The 23,238-nt window shown below is 36.2% G+C and carries 18 protein-coding genes and 3 pseudogenes; 18 read left to right on the top strand and 3 right to left on the bottom strand.

Features of this window, described 5'->3' with window-relative positions:
• Positions 1-71 precede the first annotated feature (71 nt).
• The 6 genes and pseudogenes from IGJ55_RS13550 (at position 72) to IGJ55_RS13525 (ending at position 8,388) form a co-directional block, all read left to right on the top strand.
• Positions 72-1,508 carry a PTS transporter subunit EIIC gene (locus IGJ55_RS13550; RefSeq protein ID WP_429948804.1) on the top strand — a complete coding sequence of 479 codons (1,437 nt, stop codon included), beginning with the start codon at positions 72-74 and terminating at the stop codon, positions 1,506-1,508.
• A 26-nt stretch (positions 1,509-1,534) separates the two neighbouring features.
• Positions 1,535-2,983, top strand: coding sequence for a glycoside hydrolase family 32 protein (locus IGJ55_RS13545; protein ID WP_430606641.1), 1,449 nt, complete (start codon positions 1,535-1,537; stop codon positions 2,981-2,983).
• Between the two features lie 433 nt (positions 2,984-3,416).
• Positions 3,417-3,542, top strand: a pseudogene (locus IGJ55_RS13540) (spermidine/putrescine ABC transporter ATP-binding protein); the annotation flags it as partial.
• 619 nt (positions 3,543-4,161) lie between these two features.
• Positions 4,162-4,749: a histidine phosphatase family protein gene (locus IGJ55_RS13535; RefSeq protein ID WP_242550990.1), complete on the top strand. Its 588-nt coding sequence runs from the start codon at positions 4,162-4,164 to the stop codon at positions 4,747-4,749.
• Between the two features lie 98 nt (positions 4,750-4,847).
• Positions 4,848-5,311, top strand: a pseudogene (locus IGJ55_RS13530) (NUDIX hydrolase).
• Positions 5,312-6,321: 1,010 nt separating this feature from the next.
• On the top strand, positions 6,322-8,388 hold the full coding sequence (locus IGJ55_RS13525; protein ID WP_430606640.1) for an Ig-like domain-containing protein: 2,067 nt from the start codon (positions 6,322-6,324) through the stop codon (positions 8,386-8,388).
• A gap of 1,147 nt (positions 8,389-9,535) precedes the next feature.
• Here IGJ55_RS13525 and IGJ55_RS13520 read toward each other — a convergent pair.
• The 3 genes and pseudogenes from IGJ55_RS13520 to IGJ55_RS13510 all read right to left on the bottom strand — a co-directional run bounded on the left by IGJ55_RS13520 (position 9,536) and on the right by IGJ55_RS13510 (position 12,510).
• On the bottom strand, positions 9,536-9,955 hold the full coding sequence (locus IGJ55_RS13520) for an effector binding domain-containing protein (RefSeq protein WP_430606639.1): 420 nt from the start codon (positions 9,953-9,955) through the stop codon (positions 9,536-9,538).
• Between the two features lie 144 nt (positions 9,956-10,099).
• Positions 10,100-10,851 (bottom strand): annotated as a pseudogene (locus IGJ55_RS13515) (MurR/RpiR family transcriptional regulator).
• A gap of 153 nt (positions 10,852-11,004) precedes the next feature.
• Positions 11,005-12,510 carry an amino acid permease gene (locus IGJ55_RS13510; protein ID WP_429948810.1) on the bottom strand — a complete coding sequence of 502 codons (1,506 nt, stop codon included), beginning with the start codon at positions 12,508-12,510 and terminating at the stop codon, positions 11,005-11,007.
• 100 nt (positions 12,511-12,610) lie between these two features.
• Here IGJ55_RS13510 and IGJ55_RS13505 point away from each other — a divergent pair, with 100 nt between their 5' ends.
• The 12 genes from IGJ55_RS13505 (at position 12,611) to IGJ55_RS13450 (ending at position 23,119) form a co-directional block, all read left to right on the top strand.
• A complete protein-coding gene (locus tag IGJ55_RS13505) occupies positions 12,611-13,039 on the top strand; it encodes a GAF domain-containing protein (RefSeq protein ID WP_430606638.1) in 429 nt (142 codons plus the stop codon).
• 24 nt (positions 13,040-13,063) lie between these two features.
• The gene (locus IGJ55_RS13500; protein WP_430606637.1) at positions 13,064-14,068 is read left to right on the top strand and encodes a sensor histidine kinase; all 1,005 of its coding nucleotides are present in this window, start codon (positions 13,064-13,066) and stop codon (positions 14,066-14,068) included.
• Positions 14,065-14,712 (top strand): response regulator transcription factor, encoded by a 648-nt coding sequence (locus IGJ55_RS13495; RefSeq protein WP_069638990.1) that lies wholly within the window; start codon positions 14,065-14,067, stop codon positions 14,710-14,712. Before IGJ55_RS13500 ends, IGJ55_RS13495 begins: the two co-directional genes overlap by 4 nt.
• 10 nt (positions 14,713-14,722) lie before the next feature.
• Positions 14,723-15,460 carry a sirohydrochlorin chelatase gene (locus tag IGJ55_RS13490; RefSeq protein ID WP_429948814.1) on the top strand — a complete coding sequence of 246 codons (738 nt, stop codon included), beginning with the start codon at positions 14,723-14,725 and terminating at the stop codon, positions 15,458-15,460.
• A complete protein-coding gene (locus IGJ55_RS13485) occupies positions 15,448-15,888 on the top strand; it encodes a precorrin-2 dehydrogenase/sirohydrochlorin ferrochelatase family protein (protein WP_430606636.1) in 441 nt (146 codons plus the stop codon). Before IGJ55_RS13490 ends, IGJ55_RS13485 begins: the two co-directional genes overlap by 13 nt.
• 15 nt (positions 15,889-15,903) lie before the next feature.
• Complete coding sequence (locus IGJ55_RS13480; RefSeq protein WP_430606635.1) at positions 15,904-16,734, top strand: STM3941 family protein; 831 nt, start codon at positions 15,904-15,906, stop codon at positions 16,732-16,734.
• 134 nt (positions 16,735-16,868) lie between these two features.
• Positions 16,869-19,271, top strand: coding sequence for a nitrite reductase large subunit NirB (nirB, locus tag IGJ55_RS13475; protein ID WP_430606634.1), 2,403 nt, complete (start codon positions 16,869-16,871; stop codon positions 19,269-19,271).
• A 2-nt stretch (positions 19,272-19,273) separates the two neighbouring features.
• Positions 19,274-19,579 carry a nitrite reductase small subunit NirD gene (gene nirD / locus IGJ55_RS13470; protein ID WP_207121051.1) on the top strand — a complete coding sequence of 102 codons (306 nt, stop codon included), beginning with the start codon at positions 19,274-19,276 and terminating at the stop codon, positions 19,577-19,579.
• A gap of 3 nt (positions 19,580-19,582) precedes the next feature.
• Complete coding sequence (cobA, locus tag IGJ55_RS13465) at positions 19,583-20,563, top strand: uroporphyrinogen-III C-methyltransferase (RefSeq protein WP_207121052.1); 981 nt, start codon at positions 19,583-19,585, stop codon at positions 20,561-20,563.
• Between the two features lie 128 nt (positions 20,564-20,691).
• Entirely contained in the window at positions 20,692-21,477 is a 786-nt protein-coding gene (locus tag IGJ55_RS13460; RefSeq protein ID WP_207121053.1) for a formate/nitrite transporter family protein, read from the top strand.
• A 47-nt stretch (positions 21,478-21,524) separates the two neighbouring features.
• Positions 21,525-22,433, top strand: a complete 909-nt coding sequence (gene hemC / locus IGJ55_RS13455) for a hydroxymethylbilane synthase (protein ID WP_430606633.1) — start codon at positions 21,525-21,527, stop codon at positions 22,431-22,433.
• Positions 22,430-23,119 carry a uroporphyrinogen-III synthase gene (locus tag IGJ55_RS13450; protein ID WP_207121055.1) on the top strand — a complete coding sequence of 230 codons (690 nt, stop codon included), beginning with the start codon at positions 22,430-22,432 and terminating at the stop codon, positions 23,117-23,119. The genes hemC and IGJ55_RS13450 overlap by 4 nt, the downstream gene beginning before the upstream one ends.
• The last annotated feature ends 119 nt before the right edge of the window (positions 23,120-23,238 follow it).

The raw sequence follows: 23,238 nt of genomic DNA, 5'->3' as shown, positions 1-23,238 counted from the left end.
AAGTATTATAATAATTGTATATGGAACGTTCCAAAAAAGGTTTTTCTAAAACAATCAAGGAGATGAATAGTTTGGATTATAAAAAAATTGCTAAAGAAGTCTTAGAAGGTGTCGGGGGAAAAGAAAATATAGCGAATGCTGCTCATTGCGTTACGCGTTTACGCTTAGTATTGAATGATAGTAATAATTATAATAAAGAAACATTAGAAAATATTGAAGGCGTTAAAGGAGTATTTTTTAATAGTGGACAACTACAAATTATTTTTGGTACAGGAACAGTAGAAAAGGTTTTTGCTGCATTTCAAGAAGTTTCAGGGATAAAGGAAGCTTCATTGCAAGATGTAAAAGCCTCTGGAACGAAGCAACAGAATAAATTACAACAAGCATTTAAAGTATTCTCTGATATATTCATTCCAATCATTCCGGCTTTTGTTGGGGCAGCGATGATCTTAGGATTGAAGTCACTATTAACGACACAATTTGGCTTTTTAGGCGGCTCAATGGCGGAGGAATGGCTTTGGGCGCAAGATTTAGCTAGTTTTCTAGGCGTTATTGCGACAACATTTGCTTATCTTCCTGTCTTAGTCATGTATTCAGCAACCAAACGATTTGGTGGAAATCCAATCTTAGGTTTAGTGTTAGGTTTTGTGATGATTACACCAGATTTGATGAATCGTAATGACTTTGTCTTGGGCAATTATGATACCTTATCCTCTTGGCATGTATTTGGGTTATCCATCCCACAAGTTGGGTTCCAGGGTGGCGTGTTTCCAGCAATTTTAACAGCATGGTTCTTATCAAAAACAGAAGCATTTGCGAAGAAAAAAACACCACAAGCGTTGAGTTTTATTTTGGTACCGACAGTTACGATTTTATTCTCTGCTCTTGCTTTATTCTTAGTATTTGGTCCGATCGGTAATGCAATCGGCACGGGATTAGGATGGATCATTGATATTCTATACAACAAAACAGGATTTGTGGGTGCCTTTGTTTTTGCAGCATTGCTTCAGCCACTTGTTGTAACGGGCACACAACACGCGATCCAGGCTATTGAAGCGCAATTAGTGGTAGCTACAGGATTCAACTACATTCAACCATTATGGTCCGTTTCAATCATCGCACAAGGTGGAGCAGCATTGGGCATGTTTTTCCTTGCGAAGAAAAATTCTAAGCGTCGTGAAACAGCAATGTCTAGCTTTGTTCCAACATTATTTGGTATTTCAGAACCAGCTATTTTTGCAGTCAATTTACGTGACTCGATCATTCCATTTCTTGCTGCTTCATTTTCAGCAGGGATCGGTGGTGCTTTTATGAAAATATTTGATGTCAAAGCAACAAGTTTTGCTTTAACAGGTCTACCAGGTTTGACGATCGTATACCCACCTAGATTGATCTTTTATATCATCGGAAATTTAATGGCATTTATTTTACCAATTATTATTTTGATTGTTTGGAATCGTGTTAAAGGGGTAAAAGGAGCAGAAATAGGAAAAGGTAGTACCTTATAAAAAGAAGGGACGTCTGAGAGCAATTGATGAGTAAAAAAATTGAAAAATATACATTTTATACGACGGAATGGCAAGAACATTTAAGTCAATTAGAAGAAAAAATAAAAGAGAGCGCCTATCTCCCAAAGTATCATTTATACCCCAAGACAGGCTTGATGAATGATCCAAATGGTTTGAGCTATTTTAATGGCAAGTATCAAGTATTTTATCAATGGTTTCCATTTGATTCTTTTCATGGAATGAAACATTGGGGACATGCTACTTCAGAAGACTTAGTTAAATTCAAGGATGAAGGTTTTGCTCTTATTCCTGATGAAGAATATGAAAAAAATGGTGCGTATTCTGGTAATGCTTTCGAATACAATGACGAACTCTATTTGTTTTATACAGCGAACTATAAAACAGACACAGGGAAAGTAGCGAAGCAAGCTTTGGCGATCATGGATAAAAAAGGAACGATTACTAAATATCCGAAGAATCCAATCCTTGAGGGTGCACCGAAAGGATTTAGTCAAGAATTAAGAGATCCTTTTGTTTTTGAGCGTAACAGTTCTTTTTATATGTTACTTGGCGGAGGTCGTTTTTTGGAGGGAGAACAAACAGGTTTCGGTGACATTGGTGAATTGCTTTTGTATAAGAGTACTAATTTAGTGGATTGGACGTATCAAGGAACGATTGATTTACCGATCGATAAAGGTTATATGTTAGAATGTCCGAGCCTTGTAACGATTGATGGAAAAGATGTTTTATTTCTATCACCGATGGGCTATGAGAAAGAAACGTATCGTTACCAAAATCGCTTTTCTTCCATTTATTTAGTAGGACAATTGGATGTTGAAAAAAGAACGTTTGCATTAGAGCATGTGGATGAGTTGGATGCTGGCTTTGATTATTATGCGCCTCAATCATTTTATGGAAAGAATCAGTTGCCATTAACTTTTGGTTGGTTTGGCTGTGGTGAGCAAGTGTATCCAATTGACACTGAAGGTTGGAAACATGGATTAACGACTGCACAAGAAATGAGACTAGTGGATGGAAAATTAAGACGTTTTCCAACAGAAGAAGTACAAAAACAGTTTACTGATAAACAAACAATAAGAACTAACCAACTTCTTTTAGAATATCCCTATTATCATCTTCAATTTGAATTGAACAAAGAACAAGAGTCGACTATTTGCTTTGGTACAAAAGATGATTTTTGGCAATTGAATTTAGATGAAAAAAAAGAAACAGTAACAATTGATCGTGGCCAATTAGCCAAAAAAATTGATACCGAATATGGTATGAAACGAACATGTGAAATAGCTGAATTAGCAAATAATATCACAGTTGATGTGTTTGTTGATAATAGTTTTATAGAACTGTATTTGAATGAAGGCGAACGTGTTTTTAGTTTTAGGGTCTTCTTAGAATCAGAACAAACCACTATTTCGTTTTCAAAAGAAACTGAAGCCACGTGGGCATATTTAAAATAATAGAGATCTCTCTGCGCATCTTGATAGATTTAGTCAAGGTGTGTATAGAGTTTTTTTGTGCGACTTTTTTTATGCATAACATTTTTACTCTGTCCTTGTGTTCAGCAGAAATTAAATCTGTCTGAGAGGTGTATAAGGGTGGGTTTATCTACTTATTTTGGTGAAAAATTGAAAAAAATGAATTTATTTGATTAACAAATGAACTCAAGGAGCGTAAAATAGTCTTATGAGAAGTGCTGACCGACTGGCAAGATAATAAGGAAGAATATTTACTGAAAAAATAATTAAAAATGGGTATACGTTCTTAATAACAATCAAAAGAAATGCTCACTCTTCTTTTCAACACGAAAAACAATTAATCCTAAACGATATCACCACATCGTTTGAAAAAGGTAGCCACACAATTATCACTAGACCATGAGGCAGTGGGAAAAGTACCTTTCTTAAAATATTGGCTTTTATACTGACAACAACGAAAGGTTCAATTATGTTCAACAACCAAAACATTGAAAATGCAACACCTGAAAATTATCGCATGCAAGTCTCCTACTGCTTTTAATAACCAATAGAACTGAAGGAGGAAGTATTATGGAAAAAGCTTTATGTATTATGATGGAAGATGATGATCAAGCGAAGTATGTATATGAAAATATAACTTTATTGAAGTTGGTAGAAGATATGATTGAAGAGTAAGAAGTTTTTCTCTTTACTTCAGGTGATAAGGACTGTGGAATGAGTACATTTAATATTCAATGGTTTTGATTTGTTCCTGTTGCTTCAGACTTAGCTACATACTTTAAGAATAATGACAGTTAGGTGCATAAGGTGCGATTCTCAAAAAGGAGGGTTAACTTCTGGTAAACAAAAAAGACCTCCCTTAAGGAGAAGGTAGGAAAAGCAGTTAAAAAAGGAAAAAATGTTTTGTTAGGGTTGTTTGGTATAAGTAAATAGTACCTTAGAATAATGAATAAAAAACATCATTAATCGCAAGCAACATCAAAATAAAGGGAAGAACTTATATAGTATTTTGAAATCAAATCTAGAGGTTATTTAAACTGAATATACTTACAGAAATAAAAAATTGAAGATAGATTATAGTGAATCAAGTATAAATTGGAAATGATAGGTATAGATTCTCAAAAAAATGATAAATAAAATATATCTAAAAATAGGAGGAAATGACAATTAAAACGCTATATTTAATGAGACATGGGCAAACATTATTTAATTTAAGAGGTAAAATTCAAGGGGCTTGTGACTCTCCTTTAACTGAGATGGGAATCGAACAGGCGAATATTGCAAAAAATTATTTTAAAGATAAAGAAATTACGTTTGACCATGTATATTCATCAACACAAGAAAGAGCAGTTGATACTGCTGAGATAGTTTGTGAACATAAAGATGTTGTTCGATTAAAAGGATTAAAAGAGTGGAATTTTGGTTTATTTGAAGGTGAAAGTGAAGAGTTAAATCCCAAGATTAAACCCGGTGAAACTTCTTATGGAGATTTTTTTGTAGATTATGGTGGAGAATCTAGCGAAATAGTACAAGAAAGAATGAATGATACTTTGACTGAAATAATGAAAAAAGAAAGTCATAAGAATATTTTATGTGTTAGTCATGGAGGTTCAATGTATCGATTTATACAAAAATGGTTATCTCAAGAACAAATTAAAACAATTAAATTTACGAACTGCTGTATTTTAAAATTTGAATATTCAAATGGAAGGTTTGAATTCATAGAGTCAATTAGTCAAGATATCTAGTTTCTCACAAAAAGGATCGTTTGAGAAAGTAGTTGATTGCTGTCGGCTCCATAGTGAGATCCACTAGGGAAAATACACTTAGAAACGAATGAGCAACAATGCCAAGACAAGGGCCAAACTCAAAAAATAAACTTACGGAGGATGAATACTTGGTAAAAAATAAATTAATTGCGCATATACTATTGAAAATAGACGATAAATATCTTTTCATAAAGAGGTCAACGATAAAACGAGGAGAAGAGAATTTTTAGCAGGTTTTTGGGATATACCAGGAGGAACAGTCGAACAAGGAGAAACACCAAAGCAAACTGCTATAAGAGAAGCATATGAAGAAACAGGTCTAAAAATTTATATTGAGAAAATTATTCATGAAGATAGTAATTATGATTCAAGAAAGGAAACTATTTTTACTAGATTGGTGTATGAAGGGAGTATTGAAGGTGAAAAAGAAATAACTTTAGATCCAGAAGAACATACAGATTTCATGTTAGCAACTTCAGTTATAGAAGTTTCAAAACCTGTAAACTACTTAAAAAAAATATTTCTCAAAAAGGATGGTTAACTCCTGGTAAACAAAAAAGACCTACCTTAGGGAGAAGGTAGGAAAAAGAGTTAAAAAAGAAGAAAATGTTTTGTTAGGGTTATTTGATATAAGTAAACAGTATCTTATAATAATGAAAAATAGGAATAAAAATCATCATTTTACACTCTCTTTTTATGGATTCTACCAGCTAGCAAAAAAAGAGATTTCCGACCAACTAGTGTTATAAGGCATGATTTTCCTCGGATTCCCAGGACAGTATCGGTTTCCCAGTGACCAATTTCTTCTCTATTTTAGCCTTTGCTGGACGTTCATGGATCGTTCCCACATCCGTGAATCTTCTACGACAATCACCAATTCTTCATTCACTGATTTTCTTCCTTTTCGTCTTAATAATTTTCTAACCGCAGGACTTCCTTTAGAAAACTTTGATTAGATAGACCATTATAGATTGAACGATAAATAGTAAGATAACTAATAATAGATCTATTGTTTTCTAAATTAATTCTATTGGCTATCTGTTCTGGAGACCACTATTCTTCAAAAAGTAACTTACGAATCTTTTCTTTATAGGGTGACTGATCCAATATCCTCTTTTTCCCGCATTTCTCCTTGTTCTTATGATAAGATTTTTACGCTAGAGAAGGGGAATAGGCTCTAAACTTTATAGTGTTTCTCGGCTCCTATAATGAAAATATGGATAAGTTGTTCATTATAATCTACTATAGAAGCCGCAAATCAATCATCTTTGGCAATTAGTGGTTTCATAATTTCTGTTGTAAAATTGGTCATAAGAAAATTTTCCTAAAAAATTTCTATTGTTGTAACTCTAATGTTACAAAATAGACTTTTTTTTATTTTAAATTTCTATTTAAACAAAATATTTTTTAGAAAAATTTAAATAAAACCATCTTTTTGATCTTTTTATTTGTATTACATACATAATTATTGTAAAGTAAGCGTGTTTTTATTGAAATAATTGAGTATTTATTTCTAAAAAAAGATTGAATATAACATTGGAGGTAATTATTTTGGATAAAAAACAGAGAATTTATCAAATTGAACGTATGAAAGAAATATTGAAAAAAAGACCTATAAAAAAAGTTAATCGATTTAAAATGAGAAAAGTAAAAAAAATATGGGTATTTTCGTATGCCGTCACAACTATTTTTGGTGTGAATATTATGATGGATTACTTCGCTAATGGACATAGTATTCTTGCATATGCTGATGAAGCAAGTAGCCAGTATACGCCAAGTTATTATAATGGAAATCCAATAATTATAAGTGGTGGTACTATTGGTGTAAGTATGGAAATTAGAGTTCCTAATAGTCTAGGGAAAACAATTAGATCAGTGACGTTTAGTAATGGCTCTGGACAAAGAACGCTTAGTTCCTTTACATCACCTGTTCAAGATTCTTCATCAGACAGTTATACAATTCTAACGAGTCAACCGCCCTTAACTGTGAACCCTACAAGTCAAGCACAAGATAGTTATGTTCGTAATCCTATAATATTTACTTATACAGATGGGACTACCTCTAAGACTTCTATTGGGACTAGTGATGTAATTCGAGAGATGGAAATAGCTATCAGGCGACTTCAAAGACAGATTAATTCGTTAAATAACTTTGATGACAACTATAAAATCAAAACGAACGAGGCTTATGTTTCCAAAGCCAATGAATTAGCAAATAGTTACGAAGCCAATTTATTGTATCCTGAAAATGACACTATTATTTCACCCGATTTTCCAGATGGAGCTGTCTTAGATGCGATGTTATCAGATAAAAAAGACCAGAATACATGGTTTGGTGAATTAAATACAACAGTTGCAAATAAAACAACTGAAATTAATGCAATCACAGATGCTGTTCCAGGTGGAAAGGAAGAAGCAAATCAAAAAGTAGCAGATTATCTTACTCAAGCTAAAGCAGAAGTATTTGCTTCAGAAGGAACAGCCATTTCTACCAAAGCACAAGAGTGGATTGATAAAATTAATGCGATACAAGTTGAGCGAATAGCTGCTACGCCGGAAACACCAACCATTTCACCAGCTACTGAAGGTGAGCAAGAAATATCTGGAACGGGTCAACCAGGAGATACGATTGTTATCACCGATCAAGGAGGTACTGAGTTAGGAATGGGTACTGTTGGAGAAGATGGCAGTATCAAAATTGCTACGAATCGTCCGTTAGAAAAAGGGGAAATAATCACAGTGACTCCTAGCGTAGGAGATAAAGTGGGAACCCCAGCAACAGTAACGGTATTGCCAAAAAGTGAAACCGGCGAAGGAGACACAGGCAACATAGGAACGCCAGATTCACACAAACCGACAATTAACCAACCAACAGCAGGCGACCAAGTAGTAACTGGTACAGGAACCCCAGGAGATACCATCGTGATCACTGATCAAGGAGGAACTGAATTAGGAACTGGTACAGTAGGAGAAGATGGTAGTATCAAGATCGATACAAACCGTCCACTAGAAGCAGGCGAAGTGATCACGGCAACACCAAGTACAGGTGAAAATATCGGAACCCCAGCAACAGTAACGGTATTGCCAAAAAGTGAAACCGGCGAAGGAGACACAGGTAACATAGGAACGCCAGATTCACACAAACCGACAATTAACCAACCAACAGCAGGCGACCAAGTAGTAACTGGTACAGGAACCCCAGGAGATACCATCGTGATTACTGATCAAGGTGGAACTGAATTAGGAACCGGTACAGTAGGAGAAGATGGCAGTATCAAGATCGATACAAACCGTCCACTAGAAGCAGGCGAAGTAATCACGGCAACGCCAAGTACAGGAGAAAATGTAGGCACGCCAACGATAGTAACGGTATTACCAAAAAGTGAAACCGGTGAAGGAGACACAGGCAACATAGGAACGCCAGATTCACACAAACCAACAATTAACCAACCAACAGCAGGCGACCAAGTAAATACAGGTGGGGAGATATCTAAAGGAAAAACATTTTCTAAAGATCTTCCTAAAATGGGTGATGAAATTTATCAAAGTATCTCTATATTAGGCATTTTGATGATTTTATTTAGTGGTGGTATCTTTTTGATAAGGAAAAAAAGTTAACTACATGATTTAAGAAAATTTAATATTTATATTTTTAAAAGTAAATATGAAATTTAGTAAGTATTTCGTAAAAAATTGAAAGGAGCAAATACCATCAAAAAAGAATATTTGCTCCTTTCATAGTATCTATAGGGGACTGTAAAGAACTTAAACAAAATTCTTTACAGTCCCTCTTTTTCTTATTTTTTGGTTTCTATGTAACTTCCTTCAGATGGTGCATATCTACGCTTACAAGTTGGACAATCAAAGTAGGGTTTCATATAAACTTTTCCTATCAATTCTCCTCAATCATAGACTTAATGCTTTTATACTCATGCTAAGGCTTCTTTTTTTCTTTTTTCTTCTATTCTAAATCCAGTGCAGAATCAAGGAGCATTTGAGTATCCAGTTTTTTTCCTAGTGATCGACCAAAATCAATGAAAAAAGTATTAATCTGTTTTAAGTTTTTTCAGCATGACCCTTTACGATGATTAAAGAGGAATCAACATGAAGAAAAAAAGAATAATAATTTAATAGCACTCTTATCTTTGGGAATATGCTTTGATTCAGCATGCCTATACATGGCTACAAGGTGATGATAAAAAATGAATGCTTTAAAAACAGTATTAAAAGATAAAAAAAGTCATTGTTAATGAAACAGGTGAATATGAGCCGTTTAAATCTTCCTTGTTAAAAAACGTAACCATAGTTAAAAGTCAGGATGAAGCTGATGAAATTCTCAAAAAAAGATCAATAAAACGTAAATTGCGTTCCAAAATCTAGAAAATTGTACCGAAAAGGATTGAAGAGATTCAAAGAGGAGGAGTTGAAGGCGAGGTAAACCAATTTCTTAATGATGTAACCGCTTTCGTATTAACGAATTTTAAAACAGGTGGTAGAACTTTTTCATTGATCCATTCATTCATTCTAAACCTCTCCTTTGGTTAACTAAAGTGACGGAAAATAATTGCTTGTAGTAGTTTTTTCAATAAGCGGCCGCTATGACCTAACTTTTGTGAATGCGTTTACAATTATGCTATAAAAGAATTTTTACGTATTGAAAATAGGTTGAGCCTATTGAGAAACATGTACCATGTAAAAAAACAAACGCAATCAAAAATACGACCGAAAGAAAAAGTAAAAAGCCATTTTCTTTCAGGTCTTATAGTTATTTTCTAACTACAGGGAGTTTTAAGGTGATTTTTTTATGTTCAAAATCAAGTAACTGAATGTTAGTTGTTCCGCCAATATCATATTCAATGGTTTGATAAAGCTCACCATAGCAGGCACCAATAAAATGATCGATATCTGCTAACGTTTCCCAAGGATTTGTGAAGACTGCATATGTACCACTAGCTAATGTAAAGGTTCGATTTCCGTCATTATCTTCGATAAAGTATTTATACGTACCGTTACGTTTATCGGGATCATTCATAATAAAGGCCTGAATCTTCTTTTTATCAGTAGGTAAAATCTCTAATTTCTGATTATTGACTTCAGTAAAATCTTCAGGGGTTTTAGGAATAGCGAACTTGTACTGTTTTCCAGTGATTTCTTGGCTATTCAAATACTCGATACTAAAAGACATAGATCGTCACGCTCCTCTTTTATATTAGTCCGATGTACTTTAACGACTGATTTAGGTTTTGCTAAAAACAGGAGGTACATCATCTCAGAAACCATAGCAATTCTACTTCATTTTGTCAAAATTTTAGTCAGGCAAGTTCCTGTTTTAATCAGATTTTTCAGCAAGCTCTTTACTTGATTGGTGAGCTAGTAATTCAATCAAGGCCACAACTGGAATTTGTGTGGTGATATTGATATACGGATCTGTGTAAATCGATCGTTCATCAGGCATGTAATAAGAAATGTTGTAATCAGCCAACCGAGCTATCGTTGAATGCTCATCATTAGTAATACTGAGTATTTTAGCTCCTGACCGTTTAAAATCAGTGACCTGTTTAATGAGCTCAGAGGTTTCTCCTGAAACAGATAAAATGATTACTAACGTATTTTCAAAACCTCTTTGAGGAATTGGGGTAAATGGATCACCGATACTATAAGCATTGATACCCATATTTGTAAAATAGCGACTGCCGTATGTTCCTAAAATCCCACTGGTGCCAATTCCTGAAAAAACGACATGACGAGCGGAGGTGATCATCGTGATTGCAAGTTTCAATGTTTCATAGTACGTTTGTTGATTAAGGCGCTTTAAAAAAGAATCAACGTGTATCGTAGCAGCGTAAAATTGGTCAAAAAAGGTTGTTGTTCTTCGCCATTTTTGATAGCGTATTTCAATTCAGAAAAACCATCAAAGCCCATTTTTGAACAAAAACGTAGAATCGTTGAAGTGGATACATGACCATTTGTGGAAAGTTGACGAATCGTCAGCTTTGGAATATTATCCATATGTTCCAAAACATAGTGATAAAGAAGAATTTCTAGCTCATTTAACGACTGGACTTTTTCTAAATCAAACAAAAAGATTCCCCCTGTACAAAAAAATACGGTTCCTTCATTTTTTATATAAGAAATGAAAAAATGTTTCCTTTGTATTCTACAGGAAACATAGTTATTTCGCTTGTTATTACTTTTTTTAGCTAAAAAAAAAACAGTCAAAGAAAATTAATTTTCCTAACTGTTTTGCGTTAATTCTTTTCTTCTGTGGAACCGTTGATAAAGAAAATAAGCAAGCAATGTAAATAGCAAAGGCCCCATCAATAAGGTTAGACTCTGTAGTAGATTTCCTTGAGAGAGAGGCTGATAAAGTTGGAAGCCTATAGCTAAACTAATACTGATGATCACACTGCGACTAAGAAAAACAGCGTAGGCGTTTGAATGAATCAGAACGGTTTCTGGTTTGTCTTTTAATTGTTTTTTCTTAAAGGCTGGGTATGCAAGCGCCACTAATAAATAAGGAATAGCTCTGGAAAGATTTGTCATCAGCGTCAGTTGGTTATATAAAAAGACAACATAGTGACTGCCAAGACTAATACCTAAAATAAACAAACTAACCAGTCCCCCTTGAATCAGCAAGGCATAAATCGGCATATCATGTTTATTTTTTTGTTTTAAACGAGGGTGCCAATAATGCTTAGGGGTCCCCTCTACAAGCGTTCGAATCGGCAGATAAAAAATCGTCGATAATAAACTAATATAAGAAAGTAATAGCGTCAAAGCAGTAAAACGAGTAAGTACTTGGGCTAATAATTGAACGTGTGCAGCTGATAAAGAAAGTGCGTGACCACAAGCATAGCCTAACTGTTCCATTAATTCATACATTAAATTCCCTAAATGAATACTATTATTGGCTTTTAAACGAACTAAATCTGTTCCGCCGCTCCATAAAAGAATACCTAAAAAATAACAACTAACAACGAAAAAACTGCTGAAAATCAATAATTTGGGAAATTGTTTTTTTTGTTTGCCTGTTTTATCAACTAAGCTTGCAATTGTGTCTAGACCACCAAAGGCTGTAATCGCAAAAATCAGAAAAGACAACTGCCCGACCAAGCTTTGTTCAGATGACGAGTCTGTCGGAATCACTTTGAAACTAGCCGTAAGGTTTGGTAGGATATCAGGGCGATTGGTGATCCATAGCAATAAATTACCGCCAAGACTTGCAACAAGTAAGACAGTCATCATAATTCCGCTTAAATATAATAAAGATGCAATCCCTTTAAAGCCTCTACTCACAAAAAAGAGCATTACTACAACTGCTAGAATAGAGAACAAACCGATTATGCTAGACGTTGAAAAATAAGAGCTCGTCGTATTTTTTTTTGTTAAATCTTCACCAAAAAGTAAAATCGATGCAGGAATCCAAATCTTCATAAATAAACTGATCATCCAAATAAAATAACTACAATACCATAAAAAAGCAGCAATAAACGCAATTTGTTCAGAGAGATGACCAGCCAGCCAGTGATACAATCCGCCAATATGATTTTTATAAACCCCAGTAAATTCTGCTATAATGATAGCATAGGGAATAAAATAAAACAGAGCTGCACCGATAAAATACGGAAACGCTTTGATGCCCATTAAGAAAAAAGCTGTCGTCATACTAGAAAAAGAAAAAACAGTCATCGTAATGATCATTACTAAATGCTTGGAACTGAAAGTAGTGGTTGTTTTCATTAAAAAATCCTTCTAAAATAAGATATGTTGGCTTAAGAATAAGAGAAGATTTAGTAGAAAACAAGCTTTTTATCAAAAATTAGGGAATAGGAGTAGTCAAATGACGGATCAGATTCAACGAAGAATCGAGCAAATAAAAGAGGAACTTCACGTTGATTTTGTTGCTTTAGCATTGTCCACAATTAATGAGGTGACTAAAGTCCGAGTGATCCGTTGGAATTATGTGGCTGGAAATACTAATCAACATTATCAACGGATTCGGCTGCAAGTTGGGAAAGGTATTGGTGGTATTGTTTGGCGAACTGGGCGAGCATACCAAGCGACAGAATTACAAAAGCAACCGGAAAAATTAATTGAACTGCCGATTACACGGCTGGAAAAACTAGAAACGGTTGCAGCCTTTCCATCATTGGAGAATGGTGAAGTGAAGGGGGTTCTGCTCATCGGCTATCGACAAAAAACAATTATTACAGAAGATTTTTTGACTGTTGCTAAAGACAAAACAAATGAACTTGTTGTTTATTTATAGGTGAAAAAAATGGAAATAAGCATAATGGAAAAAGTATTTGAAGAAACTAAAGATGCACTTTTTTTAATTGATGGAAATACGTGTATTAGGCAGAATAAAGCGGCGAACGACTTGGCTTCTAGCTATCTGTTGCCTTTAGAAAAAGTGCTAGAGATTGCTAAAGGAGAAGGCTGTATGCTTCATTCTACGATGGAGAAATGTCTAGATTGTGAGGTAAGAGCTGATTGGGATCAAGCGGCCTTTCCTTTGGTTTTAGAAAACTTAAAAGGTGGACAAGAGCAATTTAGCGGTAGTTATACGATGATTGATCAACGTAAGACCTTGCTGAGTATTCGTCGTTTAGCGGTTGAAGATCGTCTGCAACAAGTGATTCAAAATAAACGTTTGATTGAATACGTCAATCAAGCACATGAAAATGAGCGTCGCGTATTGTCTCAAGAACTGCATGATGGACTGGCTCAAAGTATTTATAGTCTGATGTTGGAAACGAGACAGTTAAAATGGTGTCAGCAAACAGAGGACTTATCAATAAAACTACAAAAAATCGATGAAGATTTTGTTGCCTTACTCGGTGAGGTGAAACAGCTGGCGATGGATTTACGGCCGACAGCTTTAGATGACCTAGGCTTGATTCCAGCAATCGAGACTTTATTGCATCGTTTGACAGAAACAACGGGTGTAGTGATTCATTTTATTCCGATGATCGAAAATAAACGTTTTCCTGATCGTGTGGAAACAATTACCTACCGCGTCTTACAAGAAAGTGTCATGAACAGTATCAAACATGCTATTGTAGATGAATTGTTTGTTACACTAAGCGAACAAGCAGCACATCTCGTTCTAACTGTTCGAGATCATGGCAAAGGGTTTGACATCCAAAAAGTGACCGAATTTAGTCAAGGTTTAGGTCTTTTAAATATGCAGGAAAGAGCAGAATCGATTGGCGGGCATCTAACAGTTCACTCGGAAAAATCAGAAGGAACCGTTGTGACATTGCGTTTGCCTATTCAATGGGAGGTTCTCAAATGAACATTATCATAGCAGATGATCATGCAGTAGTTAGAAGTGGTCTTCGTTTGTTACTAGAAAGCCAACCGGATATTACTGTGGTAGGGGATGCCGCAGATGGTACTGAAGCATTTTTACTACTTGAGAAATATCCTGTGGATGTTGTCTTGATGGATATGAGGATGCCACCAGGTGAAAACGGCTTACAAACAACACGGCGTATTACAGAGCATTTTCCTCAAGTGAAGACGATTATTTTGAGTATGCATGATGAGGAAGAATATATTCGCACAGCGTTAAAATACGGTGCAATGGGATACATTCTTAAAAGCTCGCAAGATATTGTCTTATTAAAGGCAATCCAGCAAGTCGCCGCTGGAAACATTGTGATCGATCCATTGTTTGGTTCGTATGAGCAAAACTATTGGCTAAAAAAAGTTGATAAAGAGGAAAAAGATGAGAAATACAAGCGTCTGTCCAAAAGAGAACGTGAAGTTTTACCGCTTGTGTCTTTAGGTTATAGCAACAAAGAGATTGCTGAACGGTTATTTATTTCTGTTAAAACAGTGGAGGTACACAAATCCCACGTAATGAAAAAATTAGAAGTTGAAACATTTAGCGAATTATTGCAATATAGTATGAAACATCAATTAATCGACTTATGAGGTGAGAAAAATGATCGGAATTCTTTATATCTTTCACGGTAGTCAAAAAGCTGAAAAAAATCAAGCTGCAATGGACTTTATTCAACGATTAGAAAAAAGGCTAGATCCAAAGTTTTACCAAGCAACAGCTTTTTTAGAAAATCATCCAGATACGATTCCAAGCGTTGCGACAGAAATGATCAACAAAGGGGTGACGAAAATAATCGTTGTACCAGTATTATTATTCGCCGCCAAACATGCTTTAGTGGATATTCCCGCCGCACTTGCAACAGTCAAAACACAGCATCCAGAGGTTCAATTTAGTCAAACGGAAACATTTGGTAGTAAGAAAGGGAGCCGTCAAGTCTTATTAGAACGTTTCCAAGAAGTCGCCGACGCTTATCCAGATGAGCAATTAGTAGGTATGTTAGTGGCTCATGGAACAAAGCAAACGGATGAGCCGCAACAAGTGTTAATTGAAATTGCAAAGGAAATCCAGCAGCAAGTCGGGTTTTCAATTATTCCAACAAGTTTAAAAGGGCAACAAGATTATTTGTTAGATAGTAAAAAGCTAGTAATAGAGAAGCAAAAAATAGTGATCGTACCATTCTTTTTATTTGATGGGCATTTGATTACGATCATGAAAAATAAGTTAAACGAAACCTTTCCAACAACGGAGATTACGATCACACGAACGTTAGAATTCGATCCACGAATATTACTTGATTTGGAACAAATCGTTAATGAGGCCGTCGCATGTATCCAGTAATGCTTAATTTGACAGGTAAGAAAATCGTAATCATCGGAGGCGGAAGAATCGCGTTACGAAAAACAGTAGAGATTTTAAAAGCTCATGGACAAGTAACGCTTGTTGCACCAACCTTTCTGCCTGAATTCAATGAATTAGTGAATACCACGTTAATCACAGCAACTTACACTGCTGAAAGGATCAAAGAAGCCCATCTGATTTTTGCCTGTACAGATTCTAAAACGATCAATCAACAAATCGTCAAAGATGCTAAAGCGTATCAATGGGTCAATGATTGCAGCCAAAAAGAAAACAGTGACTTTTATAATATGAGTACGATTGAACAGGAGGATTATTTGATTGCACTATCTTCTTATGGGACAGATCCTGCTGCGGTAAAAGGAAAGAAACAAGCGTTAGTCAATTTATTGAGTAAAAAGAATAAATAAAAAGGTAGGAAAAAAATGGGTGAACAGTATTTAATAGAAAAGAAAAACAAAACTTTAGGAAGAACCGTTTTAATTTCTTTTTTTGGCGTTTTTGGTTGGCTAATGGTATGTGGTCTTTTAATGAGTATCAATGAAACATTCATCATGTTACTCTTTTTTGCAGGTGTTCTTTTCTTTGGCTATTATTTTATTAAAGGAATTTATTTGAGCATTAAAGGGAAAAAGGTGATCAGTTGGACACCAGAACAACTAACGATTTATTCAATTTTTACAAACAAAGCAAAGTATTCGATTCCTTGGGATAACATTGAAAGTATCAGCTATGCATATGAACAAGGCGTTATTTTTATTAATGATGACAAGATCTATGAAGAACTAGGAATCAAGACAAGTAAATTGAACCAAAAATTTCAAGCCCAAAACGGTGTCTATTTCAATTATCAATCGATCAAAGGTTATCAAGAAAAAGAAGTTATACTCTATTTGAGATCGCTCTTGCAAGAGTATGCACCAAAAGATTGCGCAGATGAAAATACTTCAGAAAATAAAGAATCGATTGAGCAAAACCGTGAAAGCAATATGGAAGAAACAAAACAAACCCAAGGTGGTAAGATTCGAGGATTCATCGTAGCAGCCGCACTGCTTGCTCTCGTAATGTTTGTATTCTTGTGGATCATCAGTTTATTTTCTGTTGGAATCAGAGAATCTAGAGAAGTTGAAATTATCAATTTCATTTTAGAAGCGATTATTGCCATGGGTCTTATTTTAGTGGTGTTTGAATCCTATAGTACTAAAGGAAAGTTAACGAATGAGCAGAAATTGAAAGAGAAAGAACTAGAGAAATAAATGAATGGAACATGAAAAGCCGCTGACTATTAGGTGATTCCCTAATAGTCAGCGGCTTTTATTCTTGTTATTCTAAAAAAGACAAAGCATCGAACGGATTGCTCAAAAAATCACAAAAGGAGAGTTTATATAGAATGAAAGAAAAGCTTGTCTTAATTGGAAATGGTATGGCTGGTGTGCGTACAATAGAAGAAATCTTAGATCGTGCCCCTGAACGCTATCAAATCACGATCATCGGAGAAGAAAACTATCCAAATTACAACCGAATCATGCTAAGTAATGTTTTACAAAAGAAAATGACGGTTTCAGAAATCATCACGAACCCACTCGAATGGTATGAAGAAAATCAGATTGAGTTGATCAATCATGATCCAGCCGTTCAAATGGATACTACGAATAAAAAGATCACGACACAATCAGGGAAAGAAATTTCTTATGATAAATGTATTTTAGCTACAGGTTCCAGAGCATTTATTTTACCTGTTGAAGGTGCTAAACTACCTGGTGTTGTTGGCTTTAGAACAATCGATGACACAGAAAATATGCTTGAAGCAGCTCAAAAATACCAAAAAGCCGTCGTGATTGGTGGCGGTTTACTTGGCTTAGAAGCGGCAAAAGGGTTGTTAGATCAAGGAATGGACGTAACGGTTATTCATTTAGAAAAATGGCTGATGGAAACTCAGTTAGATGAAAAAGCAGGGAAGATGTTACAAGCCGATTTAGAAAAACAAGGGTTGAAATTTTTAATGGAAAAAGCTACGCAAAAAATCCTTGGTGAAAATCGTGTTACTGGTTTAGCTTTTAGTGACGGAACTACGATTGAAACGGATATGGTCGTGATGTCGATCGGGATTCGTTCAGAAACAACGCTAGCAAAAACAACGGCTATCGAAGTCAACCGTGGAATCGTTGTGGATGATTTTATGAAAACCAATATTCCAGATGTTTTTGCAGTAGGTGAATGTGCTGAACATAACGGCAATGTCTACGGTTTAGTTGCACCATTATTTGAACAAGGCAAAGTATTAGCGGATGTGCTGACAGATCGTGAAGCGAAACCTTATCAAGGGAGTACTACTTTCACGTCTTTAAAAGTCTCTGGCTGCGATTTATATTCTGCTGGAACGATTAAAGAGACAGAGGGAATCAACAGCATCGAAGCGTTTGACGGTTTAAATTATACTTATAAGAAAATTTTTGTTCGAGACAATCAAGTTATCGGTGTTGTTCTTTACGGAGATACAAGTGAAGGCAATCGCTATTATAATATTCTCAAGAAAAACGAAAGCATTGAAGACTATACACCAGTTTCTCTTTTGCATATGGTGGGTGAAGAAGCTAGCGCTGACGTAAGCGAATGGCCAGATGATGAAGTGATCTGTGGTTGTAACGGAATCGATAAAAAAACGATCATGACCGCAATTAATGAAAAAGACTTGACCTCTGTGGCAGATGTGACCAAACACACCAAAGCAGGCGGTTCTTGTGGAAAATGTAAATCAGTGATTGGCGATGTCTTGGCTTATGCTTTAGGTGGCGAGGTCGTTTCTGCACCAACTGGGATTTGCGCGTGTACTGATTTAACAAGAGATCAAATCGTAACCCAAATCTACGCAAAAAAATTAACTTCTTCTGAAGAAGTCTATCGTGAACTGGATTTTACCAATCCAGAAGGTTGTCCAAAGTGCCGACCCGCAATCAATTTTTATTTAAATGTAGCATGGCCTAAAGAACATGAGGATGAAAAAGAATCTCGTTATGTCAACGAACGACTATATGCTAACATCCAAAACGATGGTACATTTTCAGTGATTCCAAGAATGCGTGGTGGGAAAACCAATCCACAGCAATTACTATTGATTGCCAAAGTGGCAGAAAAATATGATGTACCAATGGTCAAAGTAACCGGTAGCCAACGCATTGGCTTATACGGAGTGAAAAAAGAAGACTTACCAAAAATCTGGGAAGAACTAGATATGAAAGCAGCTGGTGCCTATGCAAAAGCGGTTCGTTCAGTGAAAACCTGTGTGGGTGCGAATTTCTGTCGTTTTGGTACGCAAGATTCAATGGGACTTGGTATCAAACTAGAACAACGTTATGAGTTTATCGATACCCCACATAAATTCAAAATGGGTGTTTCTGCTTGTCCAAGAAGTTGCGTGGAAAGTGGTGTGAAAGATTTTGGCATCATCGGCGTGGAAAATGGTTTCCAAATCTATGTTGGTGGAAATGGCGGAACAGAAGTCAAAGAAGCAGTATTACTAACGACCGTGGAAACAGAGCAAGAAGTGATCGATATTTGTGGAGCTATGCTGCAATATTATCGAGAAACGGGTATCTATGCAGAACGCACTGCACCATGGATCGAACGTATGGGCTTTGAGGTTGTGAAAGAAGTCTTGCTAAATGCTGAAAAACGTCAAGAATTGCTAGCGGCACTTGATGAAGCAGTTGCTGGACGTCGCGGCAATCCTTGGGATGAAGTGGTTGAAGATCATAAAACACAGCAAGAGTTATACACAGTGGGGAGAGTATAAAAATGAAAAAAATTTATGTTGGGCAATTAGAAGAGTTAGCACCTAGAATGGGCAAAGAAGTGATCGTTGGACAGCAGAAAATTGCTGTGTTTCGTTTAAGCGATGATCGTGTCAAAGCAATTGAAAATGTTTGTCCACATAAACAAGGGCCTTTAGCTGAAGGAACCGTTTCTGGTGACTATGTATTTTGTCCATTACATGACTATAAAATCAATTTGGATGATGGGCAAGTCCAAGAGCCAGATGAAGGGTGCGTTCGCGCGTATGAAACGATTGTCGAAGATGATCTTGTTTATATCGTGGTGTAGTTTATGGGAAAAGTTTATTTTGTTGGTGCTGGTTCGGGAGATCCTGAGCTATTGACACTTAAAGGGAAAAGAGTACTGGAATCAGCAGATGTGATCATTTACGATCGATTGGTTCATCCAGTTTTATTGTACCTTGCAAAAGATTCGGCACGTTTTATTTATAGCGGGAAATATCCGAAAAATCATGTATTAAAGCAAAAAAATATTAATCAATTATTGGTAGAAGTAGGACAACGAGATCAGATCGTGGTGAGGTTGAAAGGCGGCGATCCTGGTATTTTTGGTCGTGTAGGAGAAGAAATCAGTACACTTCAAAGTGAAGGAATCAGCTATGAAATCGTTCCTGGGGTTACCGCTGCTTCGGCTGCTAGTAGTTATAGTGGAATCCCCCTAACGCACCGTGAGTATAGTAGTAAATTAACGCTAGCAACCGCTCATCGTCAAGCGGACGAATCAATTGATTTTAAAGGTCTGACAGCAAACGGTACGATTTGTTTATATATGGGCGTAGAAAAAGTCAAAAGTACACAGCAGAAACTTTTAGAGCAAGAGGTTTCACCACAATTACCAGTGGCAATCGTTGAGTGGGGAAGCTTAGGTCGTCAGCGTACGATCACAGCCACGATTCAAACGATGGTAGCAACTATTGAAGAGCATCAAGTTCAAAATCCAGCGTTGATCATTTTAGGAAAGGTCGTTTCTTGTCGGAAGGGTGCGGATTGGTTTGAACAATTGCCGTTGTTTGGACATAAAATTTTGTTGCTTGATACTGAGAAAATCGATTTTGAAACGATTTTGGCTTATACACAACAAGGAGCTGATGTGTATGCAATTCAAGTTGGTGAGCATCGTGATCAGCGTTTTGATGAGGTGCATCAGTGGTATTTAAGTGATCACTCTTTTGATGAAGTTGTGTATTTGGATGAAGAATTGACGAGGATGTATAAAAATCAATGGGATGTTTTAAATGAGCAAATTAATTAAGCTACGCGGGCTAGTCTCTCGAAAAAAAGATAAAATCTGCCTGTGACAGAGAGCGTCACAAACATATTTTCCTATTTTTCTGTCAGAGCTAAACGAGCCCACTTCGCTTTTAAATCAAGGAGGTAAATATGGGATCACTTCAACCACCAGAAATAGTGGATGTTACAATTGAAAAAGGCGTGCAAAAAGCGCGTGCTAGTTTTTTGACGTTAGCAGTATTAGGATTTTTAGCAGGTGTTTTTATCGCTGTTGCAGGGATTGCGATGATTAGAGCAATGGGAACGATGCCAAAGGAATGGGGGTCGCTGGTAAATGTGATCGGTGCAGCTGTGTTTCCGTTTGGGCTGATTTGTTTATTGTTAGCTGGGGGAGAACTGGTTACGGGAAACATGATGGTTGTTTCGATGGCGTTGTTTGCTAGAAAAATCAGTGGCAAAGAATGGCTGAGAAATATTGTGATCGTGACGCTTTTCAATCTGATCGGTTCTTTATTTGTAGCCTACTTCTTTGGCTATTTAAGCGGCGCTTTACAAGGGGATTTTGCTGAACGAGCAATTCAAGTTTCACTTGGTCGAACCAAAGATACTTTTTTACAAGGATTTCTTTCAGGGATTGCCTGTAATTTCTTAGTCAGCACAGCCGTGTATTTAAATTTTGCGGCAAAAGATTTCATTGGTAAGATTGTAGGGATTTTCCTACCAATCATGGGCTTTGTGATTTGTGGCTTCCAACATGTTGTGGCAAATATGTTTTTGATTCCGATGGGGATTCTTTTAGGCGGCAATACTTGGTCGGCTTTTGGGCAAAATATGGTGAGTGTCTATCTGGGAAATATCATTGGCGGAGGTTTCTTTGTAGCAGGGCTTTATTTCTTAGCATATAAAGTTGGCACTGGCCAGTTGTCAAAAAAATAAAATCTAGTATGATAAAAAGAGAAGTCAAGAAAAAGGAAGTAAATTGAATGAAAACCGTCCGTGTCGGTACCAGAAATAGTCCTTTAGCAATGAAACAAACAATGATCGTATTAGATTTACTGAAAGAGGCTCATGGTGATTTTCCAGTTGAAATTGTTCCAATGACAACTAAAGGAGACCAAATGCTTTCTGTTAGTTTGTCTAAAATCGGTGGAAAAGGATTATTTATCAATGAAGTAGAGCAGGCTTTATTGAAAGGCTCGATCGATTTTGCGGTCCATAGTTTAAAAGATATGCCTGCAAAAGTTGCAGATGGTTTGACACTAGCTGCGATTCCAGAAAGAAGTGATCCAGCTGATTGTCTGATTTTTAGAGAAGCTAGCTCTGTAGCAGAGTTGCCCAACACTGCTAGAATCGGAACGAGTAGTTTACGACGTGAATTTCAAATGAAAAATTTACGCGAAGATATTCAAGTGGAATCGATTCGAGGGAATGTGGGGACTCGTTTGAAACGAATGGAAGAGCAAGGACTAGATGGCATTGTTTTAGCTGTTGCAGGGTTAAAGCGATTGAATTGGTTTGCTGATCCTACGCACCCTTATCATATTTTAACGTGCGAACAATGTATTCCAGCTGTAGGACAAGGAGCTTTAGCAGTAGAATGTCGCAGTCAGGATCAAGCGATGAACGACTTTTTAAGACCAATCGATGATTTATCAACAAGAAGATTAGTTATGGAAGAACGGGCTTTTTTAGCAATGTTAAATGGAAATTGTGACATCCCGATTGGAGCCTATGCTGTTCAAAAACAAAACGGCTATCACTTTTCAGGGTTCTTAGGCGATAAAGAATTACAACAGTCATTCACTAAAAGTATTGTTGTACAAGAATTAGTCGGTGTTGGAAAGCAAGTAGCAGCTGACTTGCTAAACGAAATGGATCAGGCATCACGATGAAAAAGATTCTTCTAACACGGTTGCCGCAGGATAATGTCGACGATTGTCTTTATTTTCAGCAAAAAGGGTTTGAAACAGTGGAAATTCCTTTACTTGAGTTAAAAAGACGAGTAATGGGGCAATCTTTTGAAGTAATGCTAAAACAGAGTGAGTGGGTTTTTCTAACAAGTCAGCATGCTGCGGAATTCTTTTTTCAGCAAATAAGTAAAAGAGATGTTGAACAGAAAAAATTTGCTGTGATCGGTGAGAAGACTGCTCAAGTCCTCTTAGCGAATAACGTAAAATTAATGTTTCAAGCACCACGCCCAACAAAAAAGCATCTATTTGAAGCTTGGGCAGCTTGTAATAGAGAGCCGACATCAATTTTATATCCAAAAAGTAATTTAGCAGATAACCTTGGCGAAAGCGAATTAATAGCAAAGGGGCATCAATTGTTTACACCCATTCTGTATGACAATTACGTTCCTCAGAAAAATCAACAAAAGCTAAAAACACTTTTATTGGCCGACAAAATAACCTCAGTTTATCTAGCAAGTCCGTCCTTATGGCAACGTTTTTTTGCAGTTTTTAAAAATACAACCTTAAAAGAAATGCCGATGCTATACTGTTTAGGTGAAACAACAAGACAAGCTATTTTAAAAGATGGTTACGAAGCAATAATCAAAAAAGCAGAGAAGTATAGTTGAAAGAAGGCATGCACTTCCTCTCAACTATGCTTCTTTTGTTAGACAAAGTAGTTGACGAAAGCGTTAAAACAGGTACAATAAATAGTTCGAGGTAAGAGAACGTTTAATTGAGATGGAGG

It is taken from the genome of Enterococcus sp. AZ170, assembly GCF_050545135.1.
Taxonomy (GTDB): domain Bacteria; phylum Bacillota; class Bacilli; order Lactobacillales; family Enterococcaceae; genus Enterococcus_L; species Enterococcus_L ureilyticus.
Note: the sequence above shows the minus strand (reverse complement) of the source record. Positions and strands in the feature narration are given on the sequence as shown.